Annotated in this window: 17 protein-coding genes; 9 read left to right on the top strand and 8 right to left on the bottom strand. The window is 68.0% G+C overall.

From position 1 onward, the window contains the following. Positions 1-63 precede the first annotated feature (63 nt). Together A6A40_RS23315 and A6A40_RS23320 are read left to right on the top strand one after the other, a co-directional pair. A complete protein-coding gene (locus tag A6A40_RS23315) occupies positions 64-1,011 on the top strand; it encodes a lysylphosphatidylglycerol synthase transmembrane domain-containing protein (protein ID WP_108548279.1) in 948 nt (315 codons plus the stop codon). Between the two features lie 137 nt (positions 1,012-1,148). After that, entirely contained in the window at positions 1,149-2,159 is a 1,011-nt protein-coding gene (locus tag A6A40_RS23320; protein ID WP_236783988.1) for a glycosyltransferase family 2 protein, read from the top strand. A gap of 27 nt (positions 2,160-2,186) precedes the next feature. Here the strand turns inward: A6A40_RS23320 and A6A40_RS23325 are convergent, their stop codons facing one another. Beyond that, positions 2,187-3,935 carry a hypothetical protein gene (locus A6A40_RS23325; RefSeq protein WP_108548281.1) on the bottom strand — a complete coding sequence of 583 codons (1,749 nt, stop codon included), beginning with the start codon at positions 3,933-3,935 and terminating at the stop codon, positions 2,187-2,189. Continuing rightward, positions 3,932-5,863 (bottom strand): asparagine synthase (glutamine-hydrolyzing), encoded by a 1,932-nt coding sequence (asnB, locus tag A6A40_RS23330; RefSeq protein WP_236783989.1) that lies wholly within the window; start codon positions 5,861-5,863, stop codon positions 3,932-3,934. Before asnB ends, A6A40_RS23325 begins: the two co-directional genes overlap by 4 nt. A 221-nt stretch (positions 5,864-6,084) precedes the next feature. Between asnB and A6A40_RS23335 the strand changes: the two genes are divergently transcribed. From A6A40_RS23335 to A6A40_RS23365, 7 genes are all read left to right on the top strand, one after another. Beyond that, entirely contained in the window at positions 6,085-6,894 is an 810-nt protein-coding gene (locus tag A6A40_RS23335; protein WP_158279355.1) for an FkbM family methyltransferase, read from the top strand. Positions 6,895-7,018: 124 nt separating this feature from the next. Continuing rightward, positions 7,019-7,789 (top strand): glucose-1-phosphate cytidylyltransferase, encoded by a 771-nt coding sequence (gene rfbF / locus A6A40_RS23340; RefSeq protein ID WP_108548283.1) that lies wholly within the window; start codon positions 7,019-7,021, stop codon positions 7,787-7,789. A gap of 8 nt (positions 7,790-7,797) precedes the next feature. Next, on the top strand, positions 7,798-8,880 hold the full coding sequence (gene rfbG, locus A6A40_RS23345; protein ID WP_108548473.1) for a CDP-glucose 4,6-dehydratase: 1,083 nt from the start codon (positions 7,798-7,800) through the stop codon (positions 8,878-8,880). Between the two features lie 47 nt (positions 8,881-8,927). Continuing rightward, positions 8,928-10,298 carry a lipopolysaccharide biosynthesis protein RfbH gene (rfbH, locus tag A6A40_RS23350; protein ID WP_108548284.1) on the top strand — a complete coding sequence of 457 codons (1,371 nt, stop codon included), beginning with the start codon at positions 8,928-8,930 and terminating at the stop codon, positions 10,296-10,298. Between the two features lie 13 nt (positions 10,299-10,311). Then, complete coding sequence (locus tag A6A40_RS23355; protein ID WP_108548285.1) at positions 10,312-11,268, top strand: NAD-dependent epimerase/dehydratase family protein; 957 nt, start codon at positions 10,312-10,314, stop codon at positions 11,266-11,268. Beyond that, positions 11,256-12,275, top strand: a complete 1,020-nt coding sequence (locus A6A40_RS23360; protein WP_108548286.1) for a GDP-mannose 4,6-dehydratase — start codon at positions 11,256-11,258, stop codon at positions 12,273-12,275. The genes A6A40_RS23355 and A6A40_RS23360 overlap by 13 nt, the downstream gene beginning before the upstream one ends. Before the next feature lie 32 nt (positions 12,276-12,307). After that, positions 12,308-13,345 carry a glycosyltransferase family protein gene (locus A6A40_RS23365; RefSeq protein WP_108548287.1) on the top strand — a complete coding sequence of 346 codons (1,038 nt, stop codon included), beginning with the start codon at positions 12,308-12,310 and terminating at the stop codon, positions 13,343-13,345. A gap of 30 nt (positions 13,346-13,375) precedes the next feature. On the opposite strand, the gene A6A40_RS30535 is transcribed toward A6A40_RS23365, so the two are convergent. From A6A40_RS30535 to A6A40_RS23390, 6 genes are all read right to left on the bottom strand, one after another. Then, positions 13,376-14,230, bottom strand: a complete 855-nt coding sequence (locus tag A6A40_RS30535; RefSeq protein WP_146191623.1) for a hypothetical protein — start codon at positions 14,228-14,230, stop codon at positions 13,376-13,378. After that, on the bottom strand, positions 14,227-15,123 hold the full coding sequence (locus A6A40_RS23370; protein ID WP_108548288.1) for a glycosyltransferase: 897 nt from the start codon (positions 15,121-15,123) through the stop codon (positions 14,227-14,229). The genes A6A40_RS30535 and A6A40_RS23370 overlap by 4 nt, the downstream gene beginning before the upstream one ends. Positions 15,124-15,194: 71 nt before the next feature. Beyond that, positions 15,195-16,088, bottom strand: coding sequence for a glycosyltransferase family 2 protein (locus A6A40_RS23375; protein WP_211112048.1), 894 nt, complete (start codon positions 16,086-16,088; stop codon positions 15,195-15,197). Next, complete coding sequence (locus tag A6A40_RS23380) at positions 16,085-17,038, bottom strand: glycosyltransferase family 2 protein (protein WP_158279357.1); 954 nt, start codon at positions 17,036-17,038, stop codon at positions 16,085-16,087. The genes A6A40_RS23375 and A6A40_RS23380 overlap by 4 nt, the downstream gene beginning before the upstream one ends. 124 nt (positions 17,039-17,162) lie before the next feature. Continuing rightward, entirely contained in the window at positions 17,163-20,189 is a 3,027-nt protein-coding gene (locus A6A40_RS23385; protein WP_108548291.1) for a class I SAM-dependent methyltransferase, read from the bottom strand. Positions 20,190-20,230: 41 nt separating this feature from the next. Next, on the bottom strand, positions 20,231-22,405 hold the full coding sequence (locus tag A6A40_RS23390; protein ID WP_236783990.1) for a tetratricopeptide repeat protein: 2,175 nt from the start codon (positions 22,403-22,405) through the stop codon (positions 20,231-20,233). Positions 22,406-22,455 lie beyond the last annotated feature (50 nt).

Consider the following 22,455-nt stretch of genomic DNA (forward strand, 5'->3'; position numbering starts at 1 on the left):
AGCGAGGCTTCCACAAATAAACCCCTCACATCACTTCATGACTTCATGAAAAGGCATCTTTAAATGCGCCCCCGCCTGAAGGTCCTTGTCAGCGCGCTGCTGGTCGCCCTGCTGCTGTGGCGGGTCGACATGGCCGAGGTCGGGCGGGTGCTGGCGATGGCCTCGCCGGGGCTGATGGGGCTCGCCGGGCTGCTGTTCTTCCTGATGCATGTGCTGAACGCGTTGAAGCTGCGGGTGCTGCTGCCGGAAGTGCGGGCGGGGCGGCTGCTCGCCTACACGCTGGTGGCGCAGCTCTACGCGCTGGTCCTGCCGGGTCAGCTGGCGGGGGAGGCGGTGAAGGCCTACCGGCTCAGCCGTGACGAAAAGCGGGGGGAAACCGGTGGCGGCCACATCGTTTCGGCGGTCGCATTCGACAAGGTGACGGGGATCGCCGGGCTTCTGCTGCTGACCGGCGGCGGTCTGGCGATGCAGTCGGCGCGCTTCGGCGATGGGCTGCTGGCCGCGGTCGGGCTGGTGTTCGCCGGGCTGGTCGTGGCAACGGTGCTGCTGGCCTGGGCGCCGGCCCGCGCCCTGCTGCTGGCCCTGCTCGGCTGGCGTGCCGGGCCGAGGCGCGAGGCCTGGCTCCTCGGGCCGCTGCGCCGCTTTCTGGAGGCCTGGCGCGACCAGACGCGCCGGCCGGGGCGGGCCTTGCTGGCGGTCGCAGGCGGGATCGCCGTGCAGCTGGCGGCGGTCGCCGGCAGCCAGTCCCTGGGGCTGGCGGTCGGCATCGACCAGCCCTTCTCGGTGTGGAGCGCCGTGATCGGTCTGATGTCGGTGATCGTGCTGATGCCCGTCACCGTCGCCGGCATCGGCCTGCGCGAGGCGTCGCTGGTCGGCCTGCTCGATCTGGTCGGCGTGCCGCATGCCCAGTCGCTGGCGCTGGGCTTCGGCATCCTCGCCTTCCAGGTGATGGTGGCGTTGCTGGGCGCCGTCATCGACCTGACCGTCCTGCGTGCGCGCCGCGCGGTCTAAGCGGCGGCAAGCGCCTGTCCGTGATGGACCGTCGTCCGTTCCTGCGCCCAATTAGCCGTTGCGCTTGCCGGATCCAGCGGCCATACCATGGCCCGGCATCGCCCCCACAGATGACCAGCAGCCTCCGGACCCGTTCGATGACCCTCCTGCTCAACCCCGGATCCACCGCCATGGACGCCGGCACGGTTTCCGTCTCGGTCCTGATCCCGGTCTACAACGAGGAGGACAACATCGCCCCTCTGTGCGGCCGGCTGATTCCGGCGCTCGACGGGCTGGGGCGCAGCTTCGAGGTCATCTTCGTCAATGACGGCTCCATCGACGGGACGGAGGCGGAGCTGCAGCGGGTGGCGTCCGACCGCCGCATCCGCGTCATCAATTTCCGCCGCAACGTCGGCCAGACCGCGGCGATGATGGCCGGCATCGACCATGCCCGCGGCGAGGTCATCGTGCCGATGGACGGCGACCTGCAGAACGACCCGCAGGACATCGCCGGCCTGCTCGCCAAGCTGGACGAGGGCTACGACGTGGTGTCGGGCTGGCGCGCCGACCGGCAGGACGGCTTCCTGCTGCGCACGCTGCCGAGCCGGATGGCCAACAAGCTGATCTCCACCATCTCCGGCGTGAAGCTGAACGACTATGGCTGCACGCTGAAGGCCTACCGGCGGCAGATGCTGCAGGGCTACCGGCTCTATGGCGAGATGCACCGCTTCGTGCCGATCTACGCCCGCTGGCAGGGAGCGAAGCTGACCGAGATGCCGGTGCGCCACCATCCGCGCCGCCACGGCCAGTCGAAATACGGGCTGGAGCGGGTGCTGAAGGTCGTGCTCGACCTCGTCGTCGTGAAGTTCCTGACCCAGTACGAGACCAAGCCGATCTACATCTTCGGCTTCGCCGGCCTGATGTTCATGGGGCTGTCGGTGCTGGCCGGCATCTATGCCATCTATCTGAAGCTGGTCGACGGCATCTCCTTCATCCTGACGCCGTTGCCGCTGCTGGTGACGATGGGGCTGGTCACCGGCGTCATGTGCATCCTGATGGGGCTGCTGGCCGAGCTGCTGGTCCGCATCTATTTCGAGAGCCAGGGCAAGAGCCACTATTCCATCAAGACCATGCTGAATTTCGACGAGCGGCCGGAGACGCCGCGCTGAGGCGTCGCGCCTTCCGGCCCGCCCGTTTCAGCGGGGCATCAGGTAGACCGTGATCCCCGGCAGCGCCACCCGCCCGGTGGCCGTTGCCTCCAGCATCGCGACATAGGGCCGCGCCCAGTTGGCGAAGCGCGAGATCTCCGTGCCGTTGATCGCCCAATCCACGACGATCACCACTGGCGGCCGGGCCTCGCGCGTCGCGGCGATGGCGCGCCCGATCCAGCCGGGGTCGGTGACCAGCAGCGAATCGTCGACATACCAGTCGCGCAGCAGCATCCGCCGCCCGGTCATGAAGGCGATGCCGGGGCAGAAGGGGACGCAGACGATGCGGTCGCCGGGGTTGGAATGCCCTTCCACCGCCGCGCGCAGGCCTTCCAGCAGGGGCTGCTCGCCGGGACTGATACGGACGGCGACACCGTTCTGTGCGGTGAAGGGCACGGTGCGGCCGGCGGCGTTGGCGATGGAACCCGTGCCCGGCATGGTCAGCCCGACCCACAGATAGACCGCCAGCCCGAAAGCGGGCAGTGCCCCGGCCCCGAGCACGCCGGCGCGCGTGGCCAGCCCCGACGGGCTCCAGTCCGCCTGCCGGGCCAGGGCCGCCAGATCGGCCAGCAGGACGCAGACCAGCACGACATGGCCGGGCATGAAGTTGGCGATGTGGGCGAGGTCGGGACGGAACAGGTAGTAGTGGGGCAGGGCGGCGATCCCGCCGGCCAACACCACCAGCCGGGCCGGCACGCCGTCCGCGCTCTCCGCCCGGCGCAGCCGCGCCAGCGTCAGGAGGGCAAAGCCGGCGGCCGTCGCCAGCGGCAGATGGACCAGCAGCGCCATCGCCGCGGTGGGAGTGCCGCCGGTCCAGTTGGCGGTCCAGCTTCCGCTCAGCAGGTCGGACAGCGGCGGCCGCCCCAAGAGGGTGCCGGCTCCGCCTGCATCCGCCGCCCCGCTGCCGCTTCCCCCGCCCACCCCGCTGGAGAGGTAGCGCAGCAGAAGCTCCGGATAGCGCAGATACTCGCTCACGATCAGGTCCAGATAGCCGCCGGCCGCCGCCATCGCCATCAGGGGCGCCTGCGCCAGGGCGGCAACGGCGAGGGCGCTTCCGGTCAGCCGGGCAAGGCGGCCCGGCCAAGCGTGCCGGCCGCCGGCCACGGCCCCCAGCAGGATCAGCCCGGCCAGCGTGGCGGCGAAGACGAAACCGAAATCGGGCCGGATCTGGAAGGTGACGGACAGGCCGGCTGCCGGCGCGATCAGGTTGGCGGGAGTCATCCGCTGCCAGCCCTTGGCCAGCCTCACCTGGAGGAAGACGTTGAGCAGCACGCAGGCCGCATAGAAGACGGTCGGCGGGAAGGCCGGCACCGCGACCGCCACCGCGGCACCCAGCAGCGCCGGCAGCATCCGCCCGGTAAGCGTCAGCACCGTGGCATAGACCAGCAGCCCGGTCAGGGCGCTCAATCCCTGGAACAGCCACTGGACGGCAAGCCAACTCGGCCCGCCGAGCGCGAACAGCCCTTGGCCGATCTTGAACCACAGCAGCCCATAGCCGAAGCGCAGGGCATGCGGGTCCGTGCCGAGCCACAGCTCATAGGCGACCTGGGCGTAATGGCCGTCGTCGGCGGTGTTGAAGCCGGCGTCGATGTAGCCGGCGTAATAGAGCAGGGCGCCCAGCAGCACCAGGAACCCGCCGGTGATGGCGGCCAGACGGGAGCCGAGACGGGAGCCGGCCAGATGGGAGCCGGCCTGCCGGGAAGCGGACCGGCCCCTGAACGAACGTCCGAGGCTCATGCCGCCCCTCCTGCCGTCTCCGGCTCGACCCGATCCGCGCCCGTCCGCTCCCGGCTGCCGCTGAGCGCGGTGGCGAGCGCGGTCCAGGCCCACAGCAGGCCGCGGTGGTCGGCCTGTCCGCTGCGGTGCTCGTCCCAGCGGGCCGCCAGCCACTTGCCGTCCACCCCGATGCGCGCCGCCGTCTCCAGCGGCGGCTGGGGCAGGTGGCGCAGCCAGCGGCTCAAGGGGATGCCGAAGCCCTTCTTGGGCCTGGACAGGATCGCCGGCGGCAGCAGCGGGGCCATCGCCTTCTTCAGGATCCATTTGCGGGTGCCGCCCATCAGGCCGTTCGGCTGCAGCTTGACCGATGCCGGCAGCCGGCTGACGAAGGCGACGAGGTCACGGTCGAGGAAGGGCGAGCGCGTCTCCAGCGAACAGAACATGCTGGCGCGGTCGGCCTTGATGAGAAGGTTCTCGCCCAGATAGAAGCGGCCGTAGAACTCGATGGAGCGGTCGACGTCGTGGCGGCTGGCGCCCGAGCGCCACAGGGCGTCGGCCTCGTCATAGAGGTCGTCGGCGGAGAGGTCGGCGCCGAACAGCCGCGACACCTCCTCCACCGAGGCCGGACCCAGCCAGGACGGCATCCAGTGCGCTGGCCGGTGCCCCAGCCCGCGCAGGGCCCGGCGCAGCTTGAAGTCGAAGCTCATGTTGCGGTCCGAGCGCGGCAGCCGGTGGGCCACCGCCTCCGCCAGCCGGTGCAGCGGGCGGGGGACGGCATGGTGGTAGAGCCGAGCCGTCCTGAGCGCGTCGAAGGTATCGTATCCGGCGAACAGCTCGTCGCCGCCGTCGCCGGTCAGCGCCACCGTCACCCGTTCGCGGGCGAAGCGCGACAGCAGATGCGTCGGCAGGATCGACGGGTCGGCGATCGGATCGTCCAGCCGGCCGAGCAGCTCCGGCAGCATCCCCGCCGCGGTGTCGAGGTTCAGCGTGCGGCAGGCATGGTCGGTGCCGTAATGGCGCGCCGCGTCGGCGGCATAGCCGCTCTCGTCGAAGCTCGGCTCGTCGAAGCCGATGGTGAAGGTCCTCATCGACGCCGGGTCGCGGTGGCGGGCCGCGAGCGCGACGATGGCGGCGCTGTCGATGCCGCCGGACAGGAAGAAGCCGACCAGCACGTCGCTCAGCATGCGGCGTTCCACCGCGCGGTCCAGCAGCTCGCGCAGCTCCTCCGCCCACTCATCGGGACCGCCCGGCGGCCGGTCGTCCACCACCATCCGGTATTCCCAATAGCGGCTGACCGAAAGCCGGCGGCTCGCCAGGTCGTAGACCATGCTGCAGCCGCCTGGCAGCTTGCGCACCGCGGCATGGGCGGTCAGCGGCGCCGGGATGAAGCCGTAGGCGAAATACTTGACCAACGCGGTGCGGTCCAGCCCGTCCGGCACCGACGGGTGGGACAGGACGGCGGTGGCCTCCGACGCGAAGACCAGCCCGTCGGCGGTCTCGGCATAGAACAGCGGCTTCTTGCCGAATCGGTCGCGCCCGAACACCAGCCGGCCGCCGCGGCGGTCGTAGAGGCAGAAGGCGAACATGCCGTTCAGCCGCTCCAGCATGTCCAGGCCCCATTCCCGGTAGCCGTGCAGCAGCACCTCGGTGTCGGAATGGTCGGTGACGAACCGGTGGCCGGCCTGCTCCAGCGCGCGTCGCAGGTCCGGCGCGTTGTAGATCTCGCCGTTGTAGACGATGACCAGATCGCCCTCGGCCGTCGCCATCGGCTGGTGGCCGCCCTCGATGTCGATGATGGCGAGGCGGCGGAAGCCCAGATGCACCGGCAGCGCGCCGCTGTCGTCGATATGCACGCCGTCGTCGTCGGGGCCGCGGTGGCGGATGATGCTGGTCATGGTGGCGAGGTCGCGCTCGCCGCCGGGTCCGGCGAAGCCGGCGAAACCGCACATGGGGCTGCTCTCCCGAGGGGACTGCCGAAGGTGGCGACGGGGGCTAGGTGTAGCGTCTCGCCCGGCCGGGTGCCATGGCGAAATGCCGGCGATGCGATGATGGGCCGCGCGGGCGGAAGGTCGCACGGGTGGAAAGTCGTGGCGTCCGGTTCCGGCTTTGGATTACAGCAAGGGCCATGGGGCCATTGGGCTCGGGGGCAGGCGGGGTGGAGACGAGACGGATGATCGGCGGGCCGGTGGATCTGGAAGGCGGCTTCAACCGCATGCGACCCTGCCGCCATGGGCTGATGGTCTACAACCGCAACGACCAGTATGTCGGCCGCTCCCTCGATCTCTACGGCGAATATGCCGAACATGAGGTGGCGGTGTTCCGCTCGATCCTGCGTCCGGGCGACGTGGCGGTGGAGGTCGGGGCCAACATCGGCGCCCAGACCCTGCCGCTGGCCCGCATGGTCGGGCCGTCCGGGTCCGTCGTCGCCTTCGAACCGCAGGAGATGCTGTTCAACCTGCTCTCCGCCAACCTGGCCCTGAACGGCATCGCCAATGTGCGGACCCGGCGCATGGCGGTGGGGAGCGAGGCCGGCGCCATCCGGGTGCCGACGCTCGACCCCGGCCGCTCCAACAATTTCGGCGCCCTTGGCCTCGGCGGCTGGGAGCATGGCGAACCGGTCCCGCTGGTGACGCTGGACAGTCTGGACCTGCCGTCCTGCCGCCTGCTCAAGGCCGACGTCGAGGGCATGGAGGCCGAGGTGCTGCGCGGGGCGGCCGGGCTGATCGCGCGCCATCGTCCGGTGCTGTATGTGGAGAACGACCGGCGCGACCGCTCCCCCACCCTGATCGGGCTGATCCGCTCGATGGGCTACCGGGTGTGGTGGCACACCGCCCGCCTGTTCCACCCCGGCAATTTCGCCGGCAACCCGGTGGACATCTTCGAGGGGATCGGCGCCGTGAACCTCCTCGCCCTGCCGTCGGGCAGCGACATCCACATCCCCGATCCCGAGATCACCGACGATCATGCCTGGTGGCGCTAAGGCAACTCTCCATCGTGACCTTTGGTGTCTGCGAACGGCTTCGAGCGCCTGTGCTTGACCGTTTTTTCATAAATTGATTAATAGTCTGCCCTGGTCCACTCCTGAACTGGAAGAGCTGCAGGAAATGAAAGCTGTAATACTTGCCGGCGGCCTTGGAACGCGGCTCTCCGAGGAAACGGACCTGCGGCCCAAGCCGATGGTGGAGATCGGCGGCAAGCCGATCCTCTGGCACATCATGAAGATCTATTCTTCTCATGGCATCAATGACTTCGTCATCTGCCTGGGTTACAAGGGCTATGCGATCAAGGAGTATTTCTCCAGCTATTCCCTGCACAATTCGGACGTGACCATCGACTTGCGGACCAACACGGTCGAGGTCCATCGCCGTCTGGCCGAACCCTGGCGGATCACCTTGGTCGAGACCGGCGAGAACACCCTGACCGGCGGCCGCATCAAGCGGGTGCTGCCCTATCTGGAGGGGGAGGAGGCCTTCTGCCTCACCTACGGCGACGGCGTCGGCAATGTCGACATCTCCGCCTCGGTCGCCTTCCACAAGGCGCATGGCCGCGCCGCCACCATGACCGTGGTGCATCCGCCCGGCCGCTACGGCGTGGTCGAGCTGGAGGGCGACCGCATCTCCGCCTTCCAGGAAAAGCTGCCCGGCGACGGCGCCCGCATCAACGGCGGCTTCTTCGTGCTGTCGCCGACGGTCGGCCGCTACATCGACGGCGACGACACCATGTGGGAGCAGGAGCCGCTGCGCGGCCTGGTCGAGGACGGCCAGCTGCACGCCTGGAAGCATGACGGCTTCTGGCAGTGCATGGACACCATCCGCGACAAGCGCCTGCTGGAGGATCTGTGGACCGCCGGCAACCCGCCCTGGAAGAGCTGGTGACCGCCCCGATGGCTGCGACTGCGTCGTTCTGGTCCGGCAAGTCGGTCTTCCTGACCGGCCACACCGGCTTCAAGGGAAGCTGGCTCGGCTTCTGGCTCTCCGCCATGGGCGCGCGCGTCACCGGCTATGCGCTGGAGCCGCCGACCACCCCCAGCCTGTTCGAGGCGGCGGCCTTGCGCGACCGGCTGCACCGCAGCGAGATCGCCGACATCCGCGACCGTGACCGGCTTGAGGCGGCGCTGTCCGCCGCCCGTCCCGACATCGTCATCCACATGGCGGCCCAGCCGCTGGTGCTGCGCTCCTACCGCGACCCGGTGGAGACCTACGCCACCAACGTCATGGGCACGGTGCATCTGCTCGACGCGGTGCGCCGGGTCGACAGCGTGCGCGTGGTGGTCAACGTCACCAGCGACAAATGCTATGAGAACCGCGAGTGGGTCTGGGGCTATCGCGAAAACGAGCCAATGGGCGGGCGCGATCCCTACAGCAACAGCAAGGGCTGTGCGGAGCTGGTGACCGCCGCCTTCCGCCAGTCCTTCTTCCCGCCGGGGGAAAGCCCGGTCGCCCTGGTGTCGGGCCGCGCCGGCAACGTGGTGGGCGGCGGCGACTGGGCGGAGGACCGGCTGGTCCCCGACCTGATCCGCGCCTTCCTGGACGGCCGTCCGGCGGTGGTGCGCAACCGCCATTCCACCCGGCCCTGGCAGCATGTGCTCGATCCGCTGCACGGCTATCTGATGCTGGCGGAGGCCGCCTGGACCGAACCGGCGACCCATGCCGAGGGCTGGAACTTCGGCCCGGCCGAGGGCAGCGCCCGCCCGGTCCATTGGGTGGCCGACCGGCTGGCTTCCCTGTGGGGCGACGGCGCCGCCTGGGTCGACAACAGCGGCCCGGCCGGCCCGCACGAGAACCGCTTCCTGGCGCTCGACTGCGCCAAGGCGCGGCAGCGGCTGGGCTGGGCGCCGCGCTGGGATCTGGCGGAGACGCTGGCCCGCACCGTCGAGTGGTATCGCGCCTATGGCCGCGGCCAGGACATCCCCGCCCTTATGTCCGCCCAGCTTCTTGCGTATAACGAGGCCCGTCCGGCCGCCTGAGGCGGCCGGCGTCCTTTTCGCATCACCGTTTCTTCCGTGAGACCGTCATGACCTCCTCTTCCTCCTCGCCGGCCTCCTCGTCGTCAGCCGGTTCCGCGGATCGCCGGGAAGACCTGCGCCGCCGGATCCTCGATCTGGTGGCCGAATATGCGGAGGTCGCCCATGCCGACCGGCCCTTCGACCCGGAACGCTCGCCGGTCCCGGTCAGCGGCAAGGTCTATGGCGGCGAGGAAATGTCGCTGCTGGTCGACTCCGCCCTCGATTTCTGGCTGACCACCGGCCGCTTCAACGACGCCTTCGAAAAGCGGCTGGCCGAGTTCCTGGGCGCCCGCAACGTGCTGACGGTCAATTCCGGCTCGTCGGCCAACCTGCTGGCGCTGACCGCGCTGACCTCGCCGCTGCTGGGCGACCGCGCGTTGAAGCCGGGCGACGAGATCATCACCTGCGCCACCGGATTCCCGACCACGGTGAACCCGATCCTGCAGAACGGGATGGTGCCGGTCTTCCTCGACGTCGACATCCCGACCTACAACATGGACATGCGGCTGCTGGAAGAGGCGGTGGGGCCGCGCACCCGCGGCATCATGCTGGCCCACACGCTGGGCAACCCCTTCGATCTCGCCGCCGTCACCCGCGTCGCCGAGAAGCACGGGCTGTGGGTGGTCGAGGATTGCTGCGACGCGCTGGGCGCGCGCTATGACGGCAAGCTGGTCGGCAGCTTCGGCGACATCGGCACCCTCAGCTTCTATCCGGCCCACCACATCACGATGGGCGAGGGCGGGGCGGTCTTCACCAGCAACGCCAAGCTGAAGCGCTCGCTGGAATCCTTCCGCGACTGGGGCCGCGACTGCTGGTGCCAGCCGGGCCAGGACAACACCTGCAAGCAGCGCTTCAACTGGCAGCTCGGCGACCTGCCGCACGGCTACGACCACAAATACATTTACTCCCATCTCGGCTACAACCTGAAGATCACCGACATGCAGGCGGCGGTCGGGCTGGGCCAGATGGACCGGCTGGACGGCTTCATCGAGGCGCGCAAGGTCAACTTCGCCCGGCTGAAGGCCGGTCTGGCCGAGCTTGCCGATGTGCTGATCCTGCCGGAAGCGACGCCGAACAGCGACCCGTCCTGGTTCGGCTTCCCGCTGACGGTGGCGGCCGACGCCCCCTTCAGCCGCGACGAGCTGACGCGCGAGCTGACCCGCGCCCGCATCGGCACCCGCCAGCTGTTCGGCGGCAACCTGCTGCGCCAGCCCTATATGAAGGGCCGCCCGCACCGCGTCGTCGGCGAGCTGACCAACAGCGACGTCGTCACCGCCCGCACCCTGTGGATCGGCGTCTATCCCGGCCTGACCGCCGCCCACATCGACTATATGCTGGACGTCATCCGCGGCTTCGTCCGGGCACGGACGGCCGGCTGAGGGCGGCCGGGCGATGCGCGTTCTCGTCACCGGCTCCGGCGGCTTCCTCGGTGCCCATGTCGCTGCCCGCTTTTCCCGTGGCGGCTGGACGGTACTCGCCGCCGGCCGGGAGGGCGGCGACAACTGGCGTCTCGCCCGCCTCGGCGTGGCGGCGGAGCCGGTGCGGCTCGACCTGACGGCATCGGGGGAGGAGATCGCGGCGGCGGTGGCCGAGGCGCGTCCCGACCTGATCGTCCATTGCGCCGCCTACGGCGTCGATTACCGGTTCCAGGAGGTGGCGGCGTCGGCCCGCACCAACCTGGAGGGCACGCTGCACCTCGTGCGCGCGGCGGCCCAGGCGCGTGTGGGCCGCTTCGTCCATGTCGGCACCTGCTACGAATACGGCCCCTCCGACCGCCCGATCGCCGAGGACGCGCTGCCGGCCCCGCGCAGCCTCTACGGCATCACCAAGGCGGCGGCGACGCTGGCCGCACTCGGCACTGCCGCGTCGCACGGGCTGGCGCTCGCCGTGGTGCGGCCCTTCGGCATGTACGGCCCGCTGGAGAACGACACGAAATTCGTGCCGATGATCCTGCGCGCCTGCCGCGACGGCCGGCGCACCGAACTGACCGCCGGCGGCCAGCTGCGCGATTACGTCTATGTCGGCGACGTGGCCGAGGCCTGCCTGCGGCTGGCGGAACTGGCGGACTTCCCGGCCGGCGAGATCGTCAATCTCGGCTCCGGCGCGCCGATCACCATCCGCGCCCTGGGCGAGGCCGCCGCGGGCGCCGTCGGCCATGGCGGCGACGCCCTGCTGTGGGGCGCCTTGCCCTACCGCCCGGACGAGGTGATGAGCATCGTCGCCGATGCCGGCAAGGCGGCCGCAAGGCTCGGCTGGCGGGCGTCGACCCCGCTGGACGAGGGGATGCGGCAGACCCTGGCCTTCCTCGACCCACCTGAAAGTTCCGGAGTTAGCCCGTGCGCTACCTGATCACCGGAGGCTGCGGCTTCCTCGGCAGCAACCTCGCCGCCGCCGTTCTGGAGCGTGGCGAGGATCTCTGCGTCTTCGACAATCTGTCCCGCCGGGGCAGCACGCTGAACCTCGACTGGCTACGCGGCCAGGGCGAGTTCGAATTCCGCCACGGCGACATCCGCAATCCCAACGACGTGCAGCGCGCGGTGGCGGAGCTGCGGCCGGACGTGGTCTTCCATCTGGCGGGGCAGGTGGCGATGACCACCTCGCTGGCAGATCCGCGTCTGGACTTCGAGGTCAACGCGCTGGGCAGCTTCAACCTGCTGGACGCGGTGCGCCGCTCGGCGCCGGAGGCTCTCGTCCTCTACAGCTCGACCAACAAGGTCTACGGCGACCTGGAATGGACGCCCTACGAGGAGACGGAGACCCGCTACGTCGCCCCGGCCTTCCCGAACGGCTTCGACGAGACCGCGCCGCTCGACTTCCATTCGCCCTACGGCACCTCGAAGGGCGCCGCCGACCAGATGATGCTGGACCATCACCGGGTGTTCGGCCTGCGCACCGTGGTGTTCCGCCATTCCTCCATGTATGGCGGCCGGCAGTTCGCCACCGCCGACCAGGGCTGGGTCGGCTGGTTCTGCGGTCTGGCTGTCCAGGCCGGGCTCGGCCAGCTGAAGGCTCCCTTCACCATCAGCGGCACCGGCAAGCAGGTCCGCGACGTGCTGCATGCCGAGGACATGAAGACCCTCTATTTCAGCGCGGTGGAGCGGGCCGACGCGGTGGCGGGCCAGGTGTTCAACATCGGCGGCGGCATGGCCAACAGCCTGTCGCTGCTGGAGCTGTTCCGCCTGCTGGAGGAGCTGCACGGGGTGGAGATGCGGTTCGAACGGCTGCCGCCGCGCATCAGCGACCAGCGCATCTTCGTCGCCGACATCGCCAAGGCCCGCCGCCTGCTGGGCTGGGAGCCGAAGGTGGACGCGCGCCGCGGCGTTTCCGACATGCTGGCCTGGATCGCCCAGCAATAGATCGTCCAGCAATAGATCGACAGAGACCGAGCATGCTGCATTTCTTCTGGACGCCCTACATCTTCCGCCGCGACAGCTACGACAAGTACGAGGCGAACAACGCGGAGATCTGCAAGCATGCGCGCCGCGTGCTCGGCCGCTTCACCGACGTGCATCTCGACAGCTTCAACGCTTCCCGCGTCACGCGGAACCCGGCGGACATCCTGCTGGGCCACACCAGCTTCGATTCCGTCGGCGGGCTTGCCGACGACTGGGTGCGCGACAACGCGCTGGAGCTCGGCCAACCGGCCCATCCCAACACCTACCTGATGCTGCCGCTGCTGCCCGAACCGGTGGAGGAGCACAAGAGCTGGAGCCCCTTCATGGACAGCCAGCTCCAGGGGGCGCGGCTGATCTTCGGCATCTGCGGCGACTATTGGTACGAGCGCATCCAGGCCCTGCCGGCCGACGACATGCTGGGCCGGGTCAAGGACCGCATCGTTCGCATCGACATGGGCTGCGAAGGCCACCGCTTCGCCCCGCCGCGCGGCTATTCGCAAGCCAGCATGCGCGGCCTGCTGCACATGAGCGACCTTGCCCCGCACAAGGGCTTCGACCTGCTGCTGAACAGCGTCGCCGGCACCGGCGCCGTGCTGCATGCAGGCAGCAGCGCGCTGCGCGCCCACCCCTACCAGCGCGTCCGGGTGAACGGGCACGAGTTCGTCTCGCTCGGCTGGGTGGACAACACGTCGGCCCAGCAGGACCGCTTCATCAAGGACAACTGCGCCTTCTACATCCACGCCAGCTCGCGCGACGCCCAGGCCACCGCCATCCTGGAGAACTGCGCCCGCGGTCTGGTGCCGATGGTGACGCCGGAAAGCGGCTTCCGCTCCCCCTACGCCATCGAGCTGACCCAGGACGCCGGGGCCAACCGCGCCATCATCGCCCGCGCCCTGGCGATGCCGCAGGACGAGTATGAGCGGCGCAGCGCCGGCGTCGTCCGGCAGGTGCTGGAACAGCATTCCTGGGACCGCATCTTCACCGGCATCTGGGACCGCATCCAGCGGGACATCGCGGTACGGGCGGCGTGACGGTTCAATGGCTTGCCTGCTGCACCCGAATCAGGAGTGCAGCAGGAAGCGAAATCGGTGCGGCCAGTCCGAAAATGCCGTCCCATCATACCCAAGAGACGTTGACAGGCTGGCGAAATGCATAATTCCAAGGAATATCCTGCCTTTGTTGGTCCATGACCAGGATTTGTTTTCCGGGGCGTAGTAAGCAAATCTCGGAGATGGTATGAATTCTCCCCAGATACCGTTCATGACACTCAGATACATCGGAGCCGCATAGGCATGCAATGTCCCAGCATAGCTGGCGATCTCCGGAAGTTTGAGCAGCTTTGCTTGATAAGCGATGCCACAAAATCTGGGGAAAGATATCAAGTACGAGGATGTCATGGAGTCTATTCTCACCATCTCCCGATCCCTCTGAGGGAACTGCGCACTCTCCCTCATGATAGAATGTCTTTCTATGCCGTTTGTCGAGTATTCGGCATGCTCAAATAGAGCAAAACTCGCCCCTCTTCCTTTGGATTTTGCCAGTTCTTCCGAGAAATCACTAAGGCGTTTTCCGTCGACGGTTTGGAAATTAAGAATGATATCGTCATCGGCGAGCGGAACGATCCAGTTATCGTCCTCCATATCTTTTGCGAATTCGCAAAGAGACAGGAAGTTTCTGTCAAAGTCCTGACTCGGCGGAACCTGAATATGATCGAAATTGATTTGAAGATTTTCTTCCAATTCATCGCGAGGAATTGGAGAGATCACCACGATTTTGTATAGGGAAAGGTTCATATATCTCAGATTTTTTCTGAACATTTCAACGTGGCTATTTATGAATATCGCAACTGTCGTTTGGCGGCTTATTGGGTTTTTATTGATATTCACCAGAAGATCTCCAGAAATCAATTTGATCATTCAAAGAAAAATTTTTCGAGCAAGCGAAGTTCTTTCAGCAGATTCCTTTTGTCTCCAAAATAATAATTAAAGTATAAATTTTCATAGTTGGGCCAGAGTTCCTTGATCGCTTCGTCGTATTCGGGAGCAAATTCCGAAAGAAGTCGGCGTATTCCTATGAGGACGTGATCGTTCTTCCCGCTCCAAGTTTTTGTGTTTTCATTTTTATTGATAAAGAAAAGAGGGTCACGGGTGATGCCGACGCGGGCAGGGCTTATCTCGCGTGCCTTTCTCGCGAGTGCATTGAGGACAAACCCGATATAGGCATGGTGCGTTCCGATATGTGATTTCGTGTCCATGAAATCAATCAAAGATCTCTTGACGATAAAGCATCCAAATGACGGAACTTCTTGAAGTATGGACCGGAACAAATTTGAAAGATTTGAAATAATTCCATAGTTTCCGTTGCATGCAACTTTATATTGAGGTTGAGAAATAAGATTGAAATCATCTGCACCTAATGCATTATATGCAGAATAATTAGCAAATATGACATCGGGGTCGATTTCATCGATTATTTTTCTAACTGTGCCTAGCGATTCTGGTGCGATGATGTCGTCATCTGCGCACCACCAAATGTAGTCGCTGTTGGTATCTTCTTTTTCGACAGCGAGGGCGAGGCTTCTGTCGAAGCCGACATTCTCAGGCCACCGGTAATAGGATAGGTTTTTCCTCTTGTAGACCTGATCCCAAACGATATTTTCGGTATTATCCATGGAATGGTTATCAAAAATCCGAACATTGACGTTCGGCGCCGAAATAATTTTTTCGTTGCGGGAAAAAAAATCCTGCAGATAAGAGGCACGATTGTATGTGGTTATTCTGATGCCGATGCGGCTGGATGTGTCCATCATATAGAGACCTTGAGATCTGTGAAGATTCCGAGATTCGGCAAAGAGCTGACGCTATGGCTGGCCGCACTCGCTCAACAGGCCGGCTTCACCCCATAAGCCCGCAAATGCTCTTCATAGGGGATGACCCGGCGGGCGACTCGCACCTCCTGCCGCCACAGGGCGGCGGCGGCCAACCGGGGGGCGGTGGGGGCCATCGGCGATCTCATGAACCACATCAGCGCATGATGGTAGCAGGCGTAGAAGCGCCCGCTGGCGACGAGGTCGGAGGTGATGCCGCCGCGCCGGAAGGTGACCAGCGGCTCGGTGACATAGGCGACCCAGGGGTAGCGGCTGGCGGCGGTCAGGTAGATCAGGCAGTCGGGGCCGGCGCCGTGCGCCTCGAAATCGGCGGCCGAACTGCCCGCCGGGCCGGGACCCAGGTCGCTGACGATGCCGTCGCGCAGGTCGGCGGTGCGGAACAGGGCGGCGCAGGGCGATACCGGCAGGTTGCCGAAGTTCGACAGATATTCGAAGACGAAGGTGTCGGACGGGAAGGTGTCGACGAAATACTGGTGGATGGTGCCGTGCGGCTCCCCGGCCTCGTCCACCAGCTTCGCCGGGGTGAAGACGAAGGCGATCCGGTCCTGCAGGCGCGGCAGGGTGCGTTCCAGATAGGCCGGCTCCAGCCGGTCGTCGGAAAACAGGATCTTGGCGACGGGCGCCCGCGCCTCGGCGACGCAGCGGCGCCAGTTGTTGACCGGGCCGATGTTGGCGTCGTTGCGGAACAGGCGCAGCCGTCCGTCCTCCGCCGCCAGCCGCTGGCAGATCGTCCAGGTGCCGTCGGTGCTGGCGTTGTCCACCACCACCACCTCGATGTCGCGCACCGTCTGGGCGAGAGCCGAGCGGATCGTCTCCTCGATCTCGCGCTCGCGGTTGTAGGCCGGGATCAGGATGCTGACGAGAGGGGAAGGCATCGTGCCGCTCATGCCTGCACCGCCTGACGCCGGTTGCGTTCCTGGATGTAGGCGTTGAAGTCGGCCACCGTGATCAGCGGGAAATTGCCGATATACTGGACCGCCGCCTGCCCGATCTGCTCGACCAGGAAGGTGAAGACCGCCAGTTCGACCTGCCGGTCGATCCTCGTCAGCTCCGCCCCGCGCCTTGCGCGCAGCGTGGTGTAGATGCGGTTCAGCTGGGCGGCGCGCACTTCGGGCGACTTGCGGTAATTGGTCACCGCGCCGTTGCCGGTCTGGATTTCCCAATTGTGCTCGCCGTCGCGGATGGTGATGAGCGGATCGAACAGATAACCCAGCCGCTGGCCCGACAGGCCGAGATACCAGTGGGCGTATTCCTCCGACCCGCATTCCCAGGATTCCACCATCGGCGCCAGGAACTGGGCGGTGCGGTAGAGGCCGGTCAGGGTGTTGACGAACAGCGGCGGCGACGGCGGGACGTGCAGCGACACCGGGTTCAGGTAATAGCCGTCGATCACCGCCTCCATCCCCGGCCGCAGCGTCGTGTGGAAGGGCTGCGGGTGCGGGCGCCCGTCCATCAGGATGTGGTGGGCGTTGGAGAAGCAGGCGTTGACCTCCGGCACCCGGCGCAGGAAATCGACCTTGCGGCGCAAATTGTCGGCATCCCAGAAATCGTCGTCGGCGGTGAAGGTGAAGAACTCGCCGGTGATGAAGCTGAAGGCACGGCGCGCGTTGCCGTCCATCCCCAGGTTGGTCTCGTTCTTGTGATAGCGGACGCGCGGATCGGCATAGCGGCCGGCGACGAGGCCGCGCGTTTCGTCATTGTCCGAATTGTCGGTGATGATGACTTCGTAATTGCCGTAGGTCTGGGCGAAGACCGTGTCCAGCAACTCGCGCAGCAGGGCCGGGCGGTTGCGGGTCGGAATGCAGATCGAGACCCTGTCTTTTACGCGCTGTTCCATGACGTCTTTCTCTGCCGCGTCCATCTTCGCCGCGTCTTTTCCGGGCGGCGAAGCGATATCACCCCGCAACCGGCAGGGTCAACCGGACCCCGCCCTCAGGGCCCGCTCCCTCACGCCCGCTTTCTCATGCCCGCACCCGCACCCAGGCCTGGTACAGCCCGCCGAAGATCATCGGATGCTCGGCCTCCAGCCGGTCCCAGCGGGCGAGCGAGGTCATCGCCGGATCCTCGGGGAAGCGTTTGCGGTAGAGCGCCGCCACGGCGGGATCGGCCAGCCGGAAGCCCAGGAACTCCAGGCCCAGCGTCTCGAGCGCACCGGCCAGCCAGGGCAGGGTGACGTGCAGCTCGTGGACATGCATCAGCAGGTCGCGGCAGGCGCTGGTGCCGTAGAAGTCCGGGGACCGGGCGACGGCGCGCGCCGGATGGCCGTCCGGCAGGGCCAGGATGTCGCGGCGGACATGGCGGATGCCGTCCAGGGTCGGCGGGTGGCCGCGCTCAGCGATGAAGGCGCGGGCGGCCTGGATCGGCCGGCGGGCGGCGGCGCTGTAGAACCCCACCTCCATCACGCCATGCGGGCGCAGCAGCCCGCGCAGCACGCGCAGGCCCGCCATCGGGTCTTCCATGTGGTGCAGCACGCCGACGCTGTGCACCACGTCGAAGCGGCGGCCCAGCGTCCCCAGCTCCAAGAGGTCGGCCTGGGCGAACTCGACATTGTTCAGGCCCAGCCGCCGGCTCTGCCGCGTGGCGTAGGCGAGGCTGCGGCGGCTGAGGTCGACCGCCAGCACCTTTGCGTTCTTCAAGGTTGAGGCCGCCCACACCGCCTCGCGCCCGGTGCCGCAGCCGGCGACCAGCACCTCCGGCGCCTCCCAGCCCGGCGCGTCCCAGGCGGGGGAGGCGGGCAGGGCGGCATGCGGGAACAGGGTGTGCAGAAAACGGGACAGCGGCACCGGCTCCGGCAGCAGGCCGGTGGTCATCCAGCGCGGATAGGGGTTCTCTTCATACTGGGCGCGCACGCCGACCGACACCGGGTGGCTGATCGGGGTCAGCTCCGGCAGCTCCCCCTGGATCGCCGCTTCGGCCAGCGGTTCGGCGACCTGCCGGTTCAGCAGCCGGGCGATCTCCTCGGGCCAGGACATGGATTGCAGGGCGGCCGCCCGTTCCCAGCGGTAGAGCGGCCGGTAGGCGCCGAGCAGCGCGACCAGCACCGCCGGCGGCTGTTCGCCGCCCGCCAGCACCGCTTCCGCCGCGCGGAGCAGCACCGCCAGGACCTGGAACTCGCCGTCGGTCTCGGCGAAGACATATTCGTTGAGGAAGCACTGCTCGGCGATGGCGGCGCACAGGGTGCGCCAGGCCGGCCGGTCGGGCAGGCCGGGTCCGGTCAGCGCCAGCAGCAGAACCCGGCGCAACCGGGTCAGCGCCCGTTCCAGGGTGGGATCGCAGACCGCTGCTGTGCGCAGATGGGCCAGCAGCAGCGCATCCTCCGCCAGGCCGGCGAGCGAGCCGTCGGCCAGCAGGGCCCGGCTGACGTCGTCCAGGGCGGGACCGGACTCCTCCGGCAGGGCGGCGAGATGGGCGAAGACGGGCGAGCCCGTCAGCACGCCGGCGATGGCGCGCGACAGTCCGGCGCCCTCCACCTCCGGTCGGCCGAGCGCGGCCAGCAGGTCGGCGCGCAGGCCCTGGTCCGCTCCACCGGGCTGTCCCGGCAGGTCAGCGTCGCGCAGCGTCTCGGCGAAGGCGATCCAGTTGCGCGGTACGTCGGGGGCAAGGCGGATCGCCTTGCGCACATAGGGCAGAGCCTGGTCGCGCCAGCCGCCTTGCAGGAACAGGGCTGCGATGTCGAAGCACAGTTCCGCGTCCTCCGGCGCGGTGCGGGCGATGCCGAAGGCTTCCGCCTCGGCCTCGGCCGTGCGGCCGGCGGCGACCAGCAGCGACAGCAGGGCGCGGCGCAGCGGCAGGGGAAGCGGCTGGTTGGCCGGCCGCCCGGCGGTGGCGCGGCGCAGCTCCTCGATGGCGGCGTCGGGGTTGCCGGTTTCCTGGTGCAGGCGGGCGAGGTTGTTGTGGACCTCAGGCAGGTCGGGGGACAGGCGCAGCGCCTCGCGGTAGGCGTCCAGCGCCCCGGCGGTGTCGCCGCTGCTCTGCAGGGCGGCGCCCAGATTGGCCAGCAGCGGTGTCCGGTTGGGGTCGTCCGGGTTGGCGATGCGGGCCAGCCCGTCGCGGCAGACGCCGGCCGCCTCCTCCCAATGGCCGGCGACGCGCAGGCTGTCGGCCAACCGCAGCCGGGCGTCGAGATGGCCGGGATCGACCGCCAGCACCCGGTGGAAGGCGGCGATGGCCGATTCAGGCTGGCCGGCGCGATGGTGCAGGGTGCCGATCAGATGCAGCGTTCCCGCCAGCCGCGGACGCAGCGCCACCGCCTGCTCCGCCTGCTCCAGCGCCTCCTCGTCACGGCCCAGCCGGGCCAGCAGCGAGGCATGGTTGCCCAGGATCTCCGGCAGGATCGGCCGGTGGGAGAGCGCCCGGCGGAACAGCGCCTCGGCCTCATCGGGGCGTCCCTCCAGCATGCGGACCAGCGCCAGGGTGCCCAGCGTCTCGGCCTGCGCCTGACGCAGCGACCGGGTCGGCTGGGCGGCCCCGTCGGCAAGGCGCAGGGCCGCGTCGCAGGCCGCCGCCGCTTCGGCCAGCTGGCCGAGGCGCAGCCGGGCAAGCGCCTGGGCGCGGTGGGCCTGGGTTGCGGCCTGGATCGCAGCCGTCTCGTCAGCCGCGCCGTTCCCCGTCCGCCGCAGCGCCTCGGCAGCCGCGGCATAGCCGTCGTCGGAACGGCCGGCGGCGATGAACGCCAGGGCCAGCACGCTCCAGCCCTCCGCCCGGTCCGGCTGCGACCGGACCGCCGCCTCCGCCCAGGCCACGCTGTCGGCCGGCCGGGCCAGGATGCGGGCGGCTTCGGCCAGCGACAGCAGCCCGTCCGCATCCCGAGGGGGGGCGGCGCACAGATCGCGGTAGGGAGCCTCCGCCTCCTCCGGCCGGCCGGCCCGGCACAGCTCCAAGAGCTTCGACAGGCGCTGTTCCATGACCTGTTGGTCCAAGGCCTGCCGTTCCGGGGCGCCCTGGCCGGGTGGAAGGCTGGTGGTCTCGGTTGCGGTGTCGGTGGTCATGGAGCGGAACCCTTGGGTTGGAGGGGGAAGGCTGCCGGACCTCAGTAGGCCTGGTAGGACTTTTCCTCGACCAGTTCGGAGCCGAGCAGGCGGTTCAGATCGCGCTTCAGCGCCGCCCGGCGGTCGTTGGTGTGGTAGACCTGCCGGGCCAGCTCGACGAAACGCGGTCCGAAATCCTTGGCGCGCTCGCAGTCGCGGATCTCGTCCTCGACTTCCCATAGGGTGGTGTTGACCGCGCGCAGCCCGTCGATCAGTGCGGCGATCTCCGGCCGGCCGGTGTCGGCCTGGGCGGCCACGGCGACCAATGCCTCGCGCTCGCGCCGGACATTCGCCAGCTTGTCGGCGTCGGCGATGCGCTCCGCCTTGATGTCGAGGATGGTGATCTTGTCCAGCAGTTCGCCCCAGGAGACAGGCGCCAGGATCGGCATGTCGGAAGGTCCGTTTCGGGTGTGGGTGGAATCGGCGATGCGTTCGCGCAGGGCTTGCAGCAGACGGTCCATGGCGTTGTCCCAGGATCCGGGCCGGTCCTGGCGGAACAGGCGCATGGTCGGATACCAGGGGCTGTCCTGGCGGTCGAGCATCCAGCGCCAGTCGGGGGCGAAGGGGACCAGCACCCAGACCGGAACGCCGAGCGCACCGGCGAGATGGGCGACGGAGGTGTCGACGCAGACGACGAGGTCGAGGCCGGCCATGATGGCGGCGGTGTCGGCGAAGTCCCTGATGCCGGGCGACAGGTTCAGCAAGGGGAAGCCGCCTGGCGGGTTCGCCGCCTGCCCCTCGGTCGGTCCCTTCTGGATGGAGACCAGGCTGACGCCGGGAATGGCGGCCAGCCTGGCGAAAGGCGCCAGCCCGACGGAGCGGTTCCTGTCGTTGCCATGGGTGGGCGATCCCGCCCAGACGATGCCGACCTTCAGCCCCGCCAGCCCCTTCAGACGGTCCGCCCAGCGCGCCGCCAGATCGGGCTCCGCCGTCAGGTAGGGAACGCGGTGTGGGATGGTGTCCATCTGGGTGCCGAACACCTCGCCCAGGCTCAGCATCGGCAGATGCAGGTCGAAGGCGTCGGTGGGGAGCTGGCCGCTGACGAAGCGCTCCACGCCGGGAAGGCCGGCCATCACCCGCTCCAGCGGTGCCGGCAGGCCCAGGATCACCCGGCCGCCGCGGGCCGCCACCAGCGGGACATAGCGGCAGAACTGCAGGGCGTCGCCCAGCCCCTGTTCCCCGTGCAGCAGGATGCGGCGGCCGTTCAGCGGTTCGCCGTTCCAGCGCGGCTTGGGCATGGCGGCGTGGGTGGGGGCGTCCTTGCAACGAAGCCGCCACTCGTATTCGCGCCACCCCTCCTCGAAGCTGCCGGCGACCAGCAGGGCCATGCCCAGGTTGCGGCGGGCGTCCGGGCCGGCCGGCTCGATGGCGACGGCGCGGCGGAAGCCGGCGACCGCCTCGATCAGCCGGTTCTGATTCAACCGGGCATTCCCATGGTTCGCATAGCCGCCGGCGAAGGCCGGATCGACCGCGACCGCACGGGCATGGGCGCGCGCCGCCTCCTCCAGCCGCCCCTGCTCCTGCAGGCTGAGGCCGAGGCTGGTGTGGCCCGGAGCGAAATACGGATCCAGCATTACGGCGCGGCCGTGCCAGACCCTCGCCTCGTCCTGCCGGCCCAGTCCGCGCAGGGCGATGCCCAGGTTGTTGCAGGCTGCTGTATGGAGAGGAGCGATGGCCAGGCCGCGGCGATAGGCCGCAACGGCACCGTCCAGGTCATCGCGCTCCTGCAGGACGTTGGCCAGCCCGTTGTGGCCTTCCGCCGTCATGGGGTCGATGCGGACCGCAAGGCGGTAGGCGCGTTCGGCTTCGGTGGAGCGGCCCTGTCCGCGGTGCAGCGCGCCCAGGCTCTCATAAGCGGCGGTCAGATCCGGCCGCAGGGCGATGGCGCTGCGGTAGGCCACCGCAGCACCGTGCCCGGAGCCGAAGTCGCGCAGCATGTTGCCGAGGTTGAGGCGCACCTCCGCCATGGCGGGATCGAGACGCAACGCGCGCGCCAGCAGGCGCAGCGCGGCACCGGCCTTGCCCGTGCGCCGGACGGCCAGCCCCATCAGGTGCAGGGCGTCGCTCTGGTCGGGCGCGACCTCGATGATGCGGCGGTAGATCCGGGCCGCAACGGCGATCTGGCCGCATTGGTGGTGCCGCACCGCCGCGGCGAGCGCCTCCTGAATGGTCGCCATGCTTGATCGGTCTTCCTAATCGGTCCTGTAGGAGCGGTTCCGTGGCCAGT

The sequence above is a fragment of the Azospirillum humicireducens genome (assembly GCF_001639105.2).
GTDB lineage: Bacteria > Pseudomonadota > Alphaproteobacteria > Azospirillales > Azospirillaceae > Azospirillum > Azospirillum humicireducens.

Bases quoted from the DNA above. Each gene is read 5' to 3' on its own strand.
- A6A40_RS30535 (WP_146191623.1), bottom strand. From the start codon at position 14,230: ATGATCAAATTGATTTCTGGAGATCTTCTGGTGAATATCAATAAAAAC.
- rfbF (WP_108548283.1), top strand. From the start codon at position 7,019: ATGAAAGCTGTAATACTTGCCGGCGGCCTTGGAACGCGGCTCTCCGAG.
- A6A40_RS23355 (WP_108548285.1), top strand. From the start codon at position 10,312: ATGCGCGTTCTCGTCACCGGCTCCGGCGGCTTCCTCGGTGCCCATGTC.
- A6A40_RS23370 (WP_108548288.1), bottom strand. From the start codon at position 15,123: ATGATGGACACATCCAGCCGCATCGGCATCAGAATAACCACATACAAT.
- asnB (WP_236783989.1), bottom strand. From the start codon at position 5,863: ATGTGCGGTTTCGCCGGCTTCGCCGGACCCGGCGGCGAGCGCGACCTC.
- A6A40_RS23380 (WP_158279357.1), bottom strand. From the start codon at position 17,038: ATGGAACAGCGCGTAAAAGACAGGGTCTCGATCTGCATTCCGACCCGC.
- A6A40_RS23365 (WP_108548287.1), top strand. From the start codon at position 12,308: ATGCTGCATTTCTTCTGGACGCCCTACATCTTCCGCCGCGACAGCTAC.
- A6A40_RS23385 (WP_108548291.1), bottom strand. From the start codon at position 20,189: ATGACCACCGACACCGCAACCGAGACCACCAGCCTTCCACCCGGCCAG.
- A6A40_RS23320 (WP_236783988.1), top strand. From the start codon at position 1,149: ATGACCCTCCTGCTCAACCCCGGATCCACCGCCATGGACGCCGGCACG.
- A6A40_RS23375 (WP_211112048.1), bottom strand. From the start codon at position 16,088: ATGAGCGGCACGATGCCTTCCCCTCTCGTCAGCATCCTGATCCCGGCC.
- A6A40_RS23335 (WP_158279355.1), top strand. From the start codon at position 6,085: ATGATCGGCGGGCCGGTGGATCTGGAAGGCGGCTTCAACCGCATGCGA.
- A6A40_RS23315 (WP_108548279.1), top strand. From the start codon at position 64: ATGCGCCCCCGCCTGAAGGTCCTTGTCAGCGCGCTGCTGGTCGCCCTG.
- rfbH (WP_108548284.1), top strand. From the start codon at position 8,928: ATGACCTCCTCTTCCTCCTCGCCGGCCTCCTCGTCGTCAGCCGGTTCC.
- A6A40_RS23325 (WP_108548281.1), bottom strand. From the start codon at position 3,935: ATGAGCCTCGGACGTTCGTTCAGGGGCCGGTCCGCTTCCCGGCAGGCC.
- rfbG (WP_108548473.1), top strand. From the start codon at position 7,798: ATGGCTGCGACTGCGTCGTTCTGGTCCGGCAAGTCGGTCTTCCTGACC.
- A6A40_RS23390 (WP_236783990.1), bottom strand. From the start codon at position 22,405: ATGGCGACCATTCAGGAGGCGCTCGCCGCGGCGGTGCGGCACCACCAA.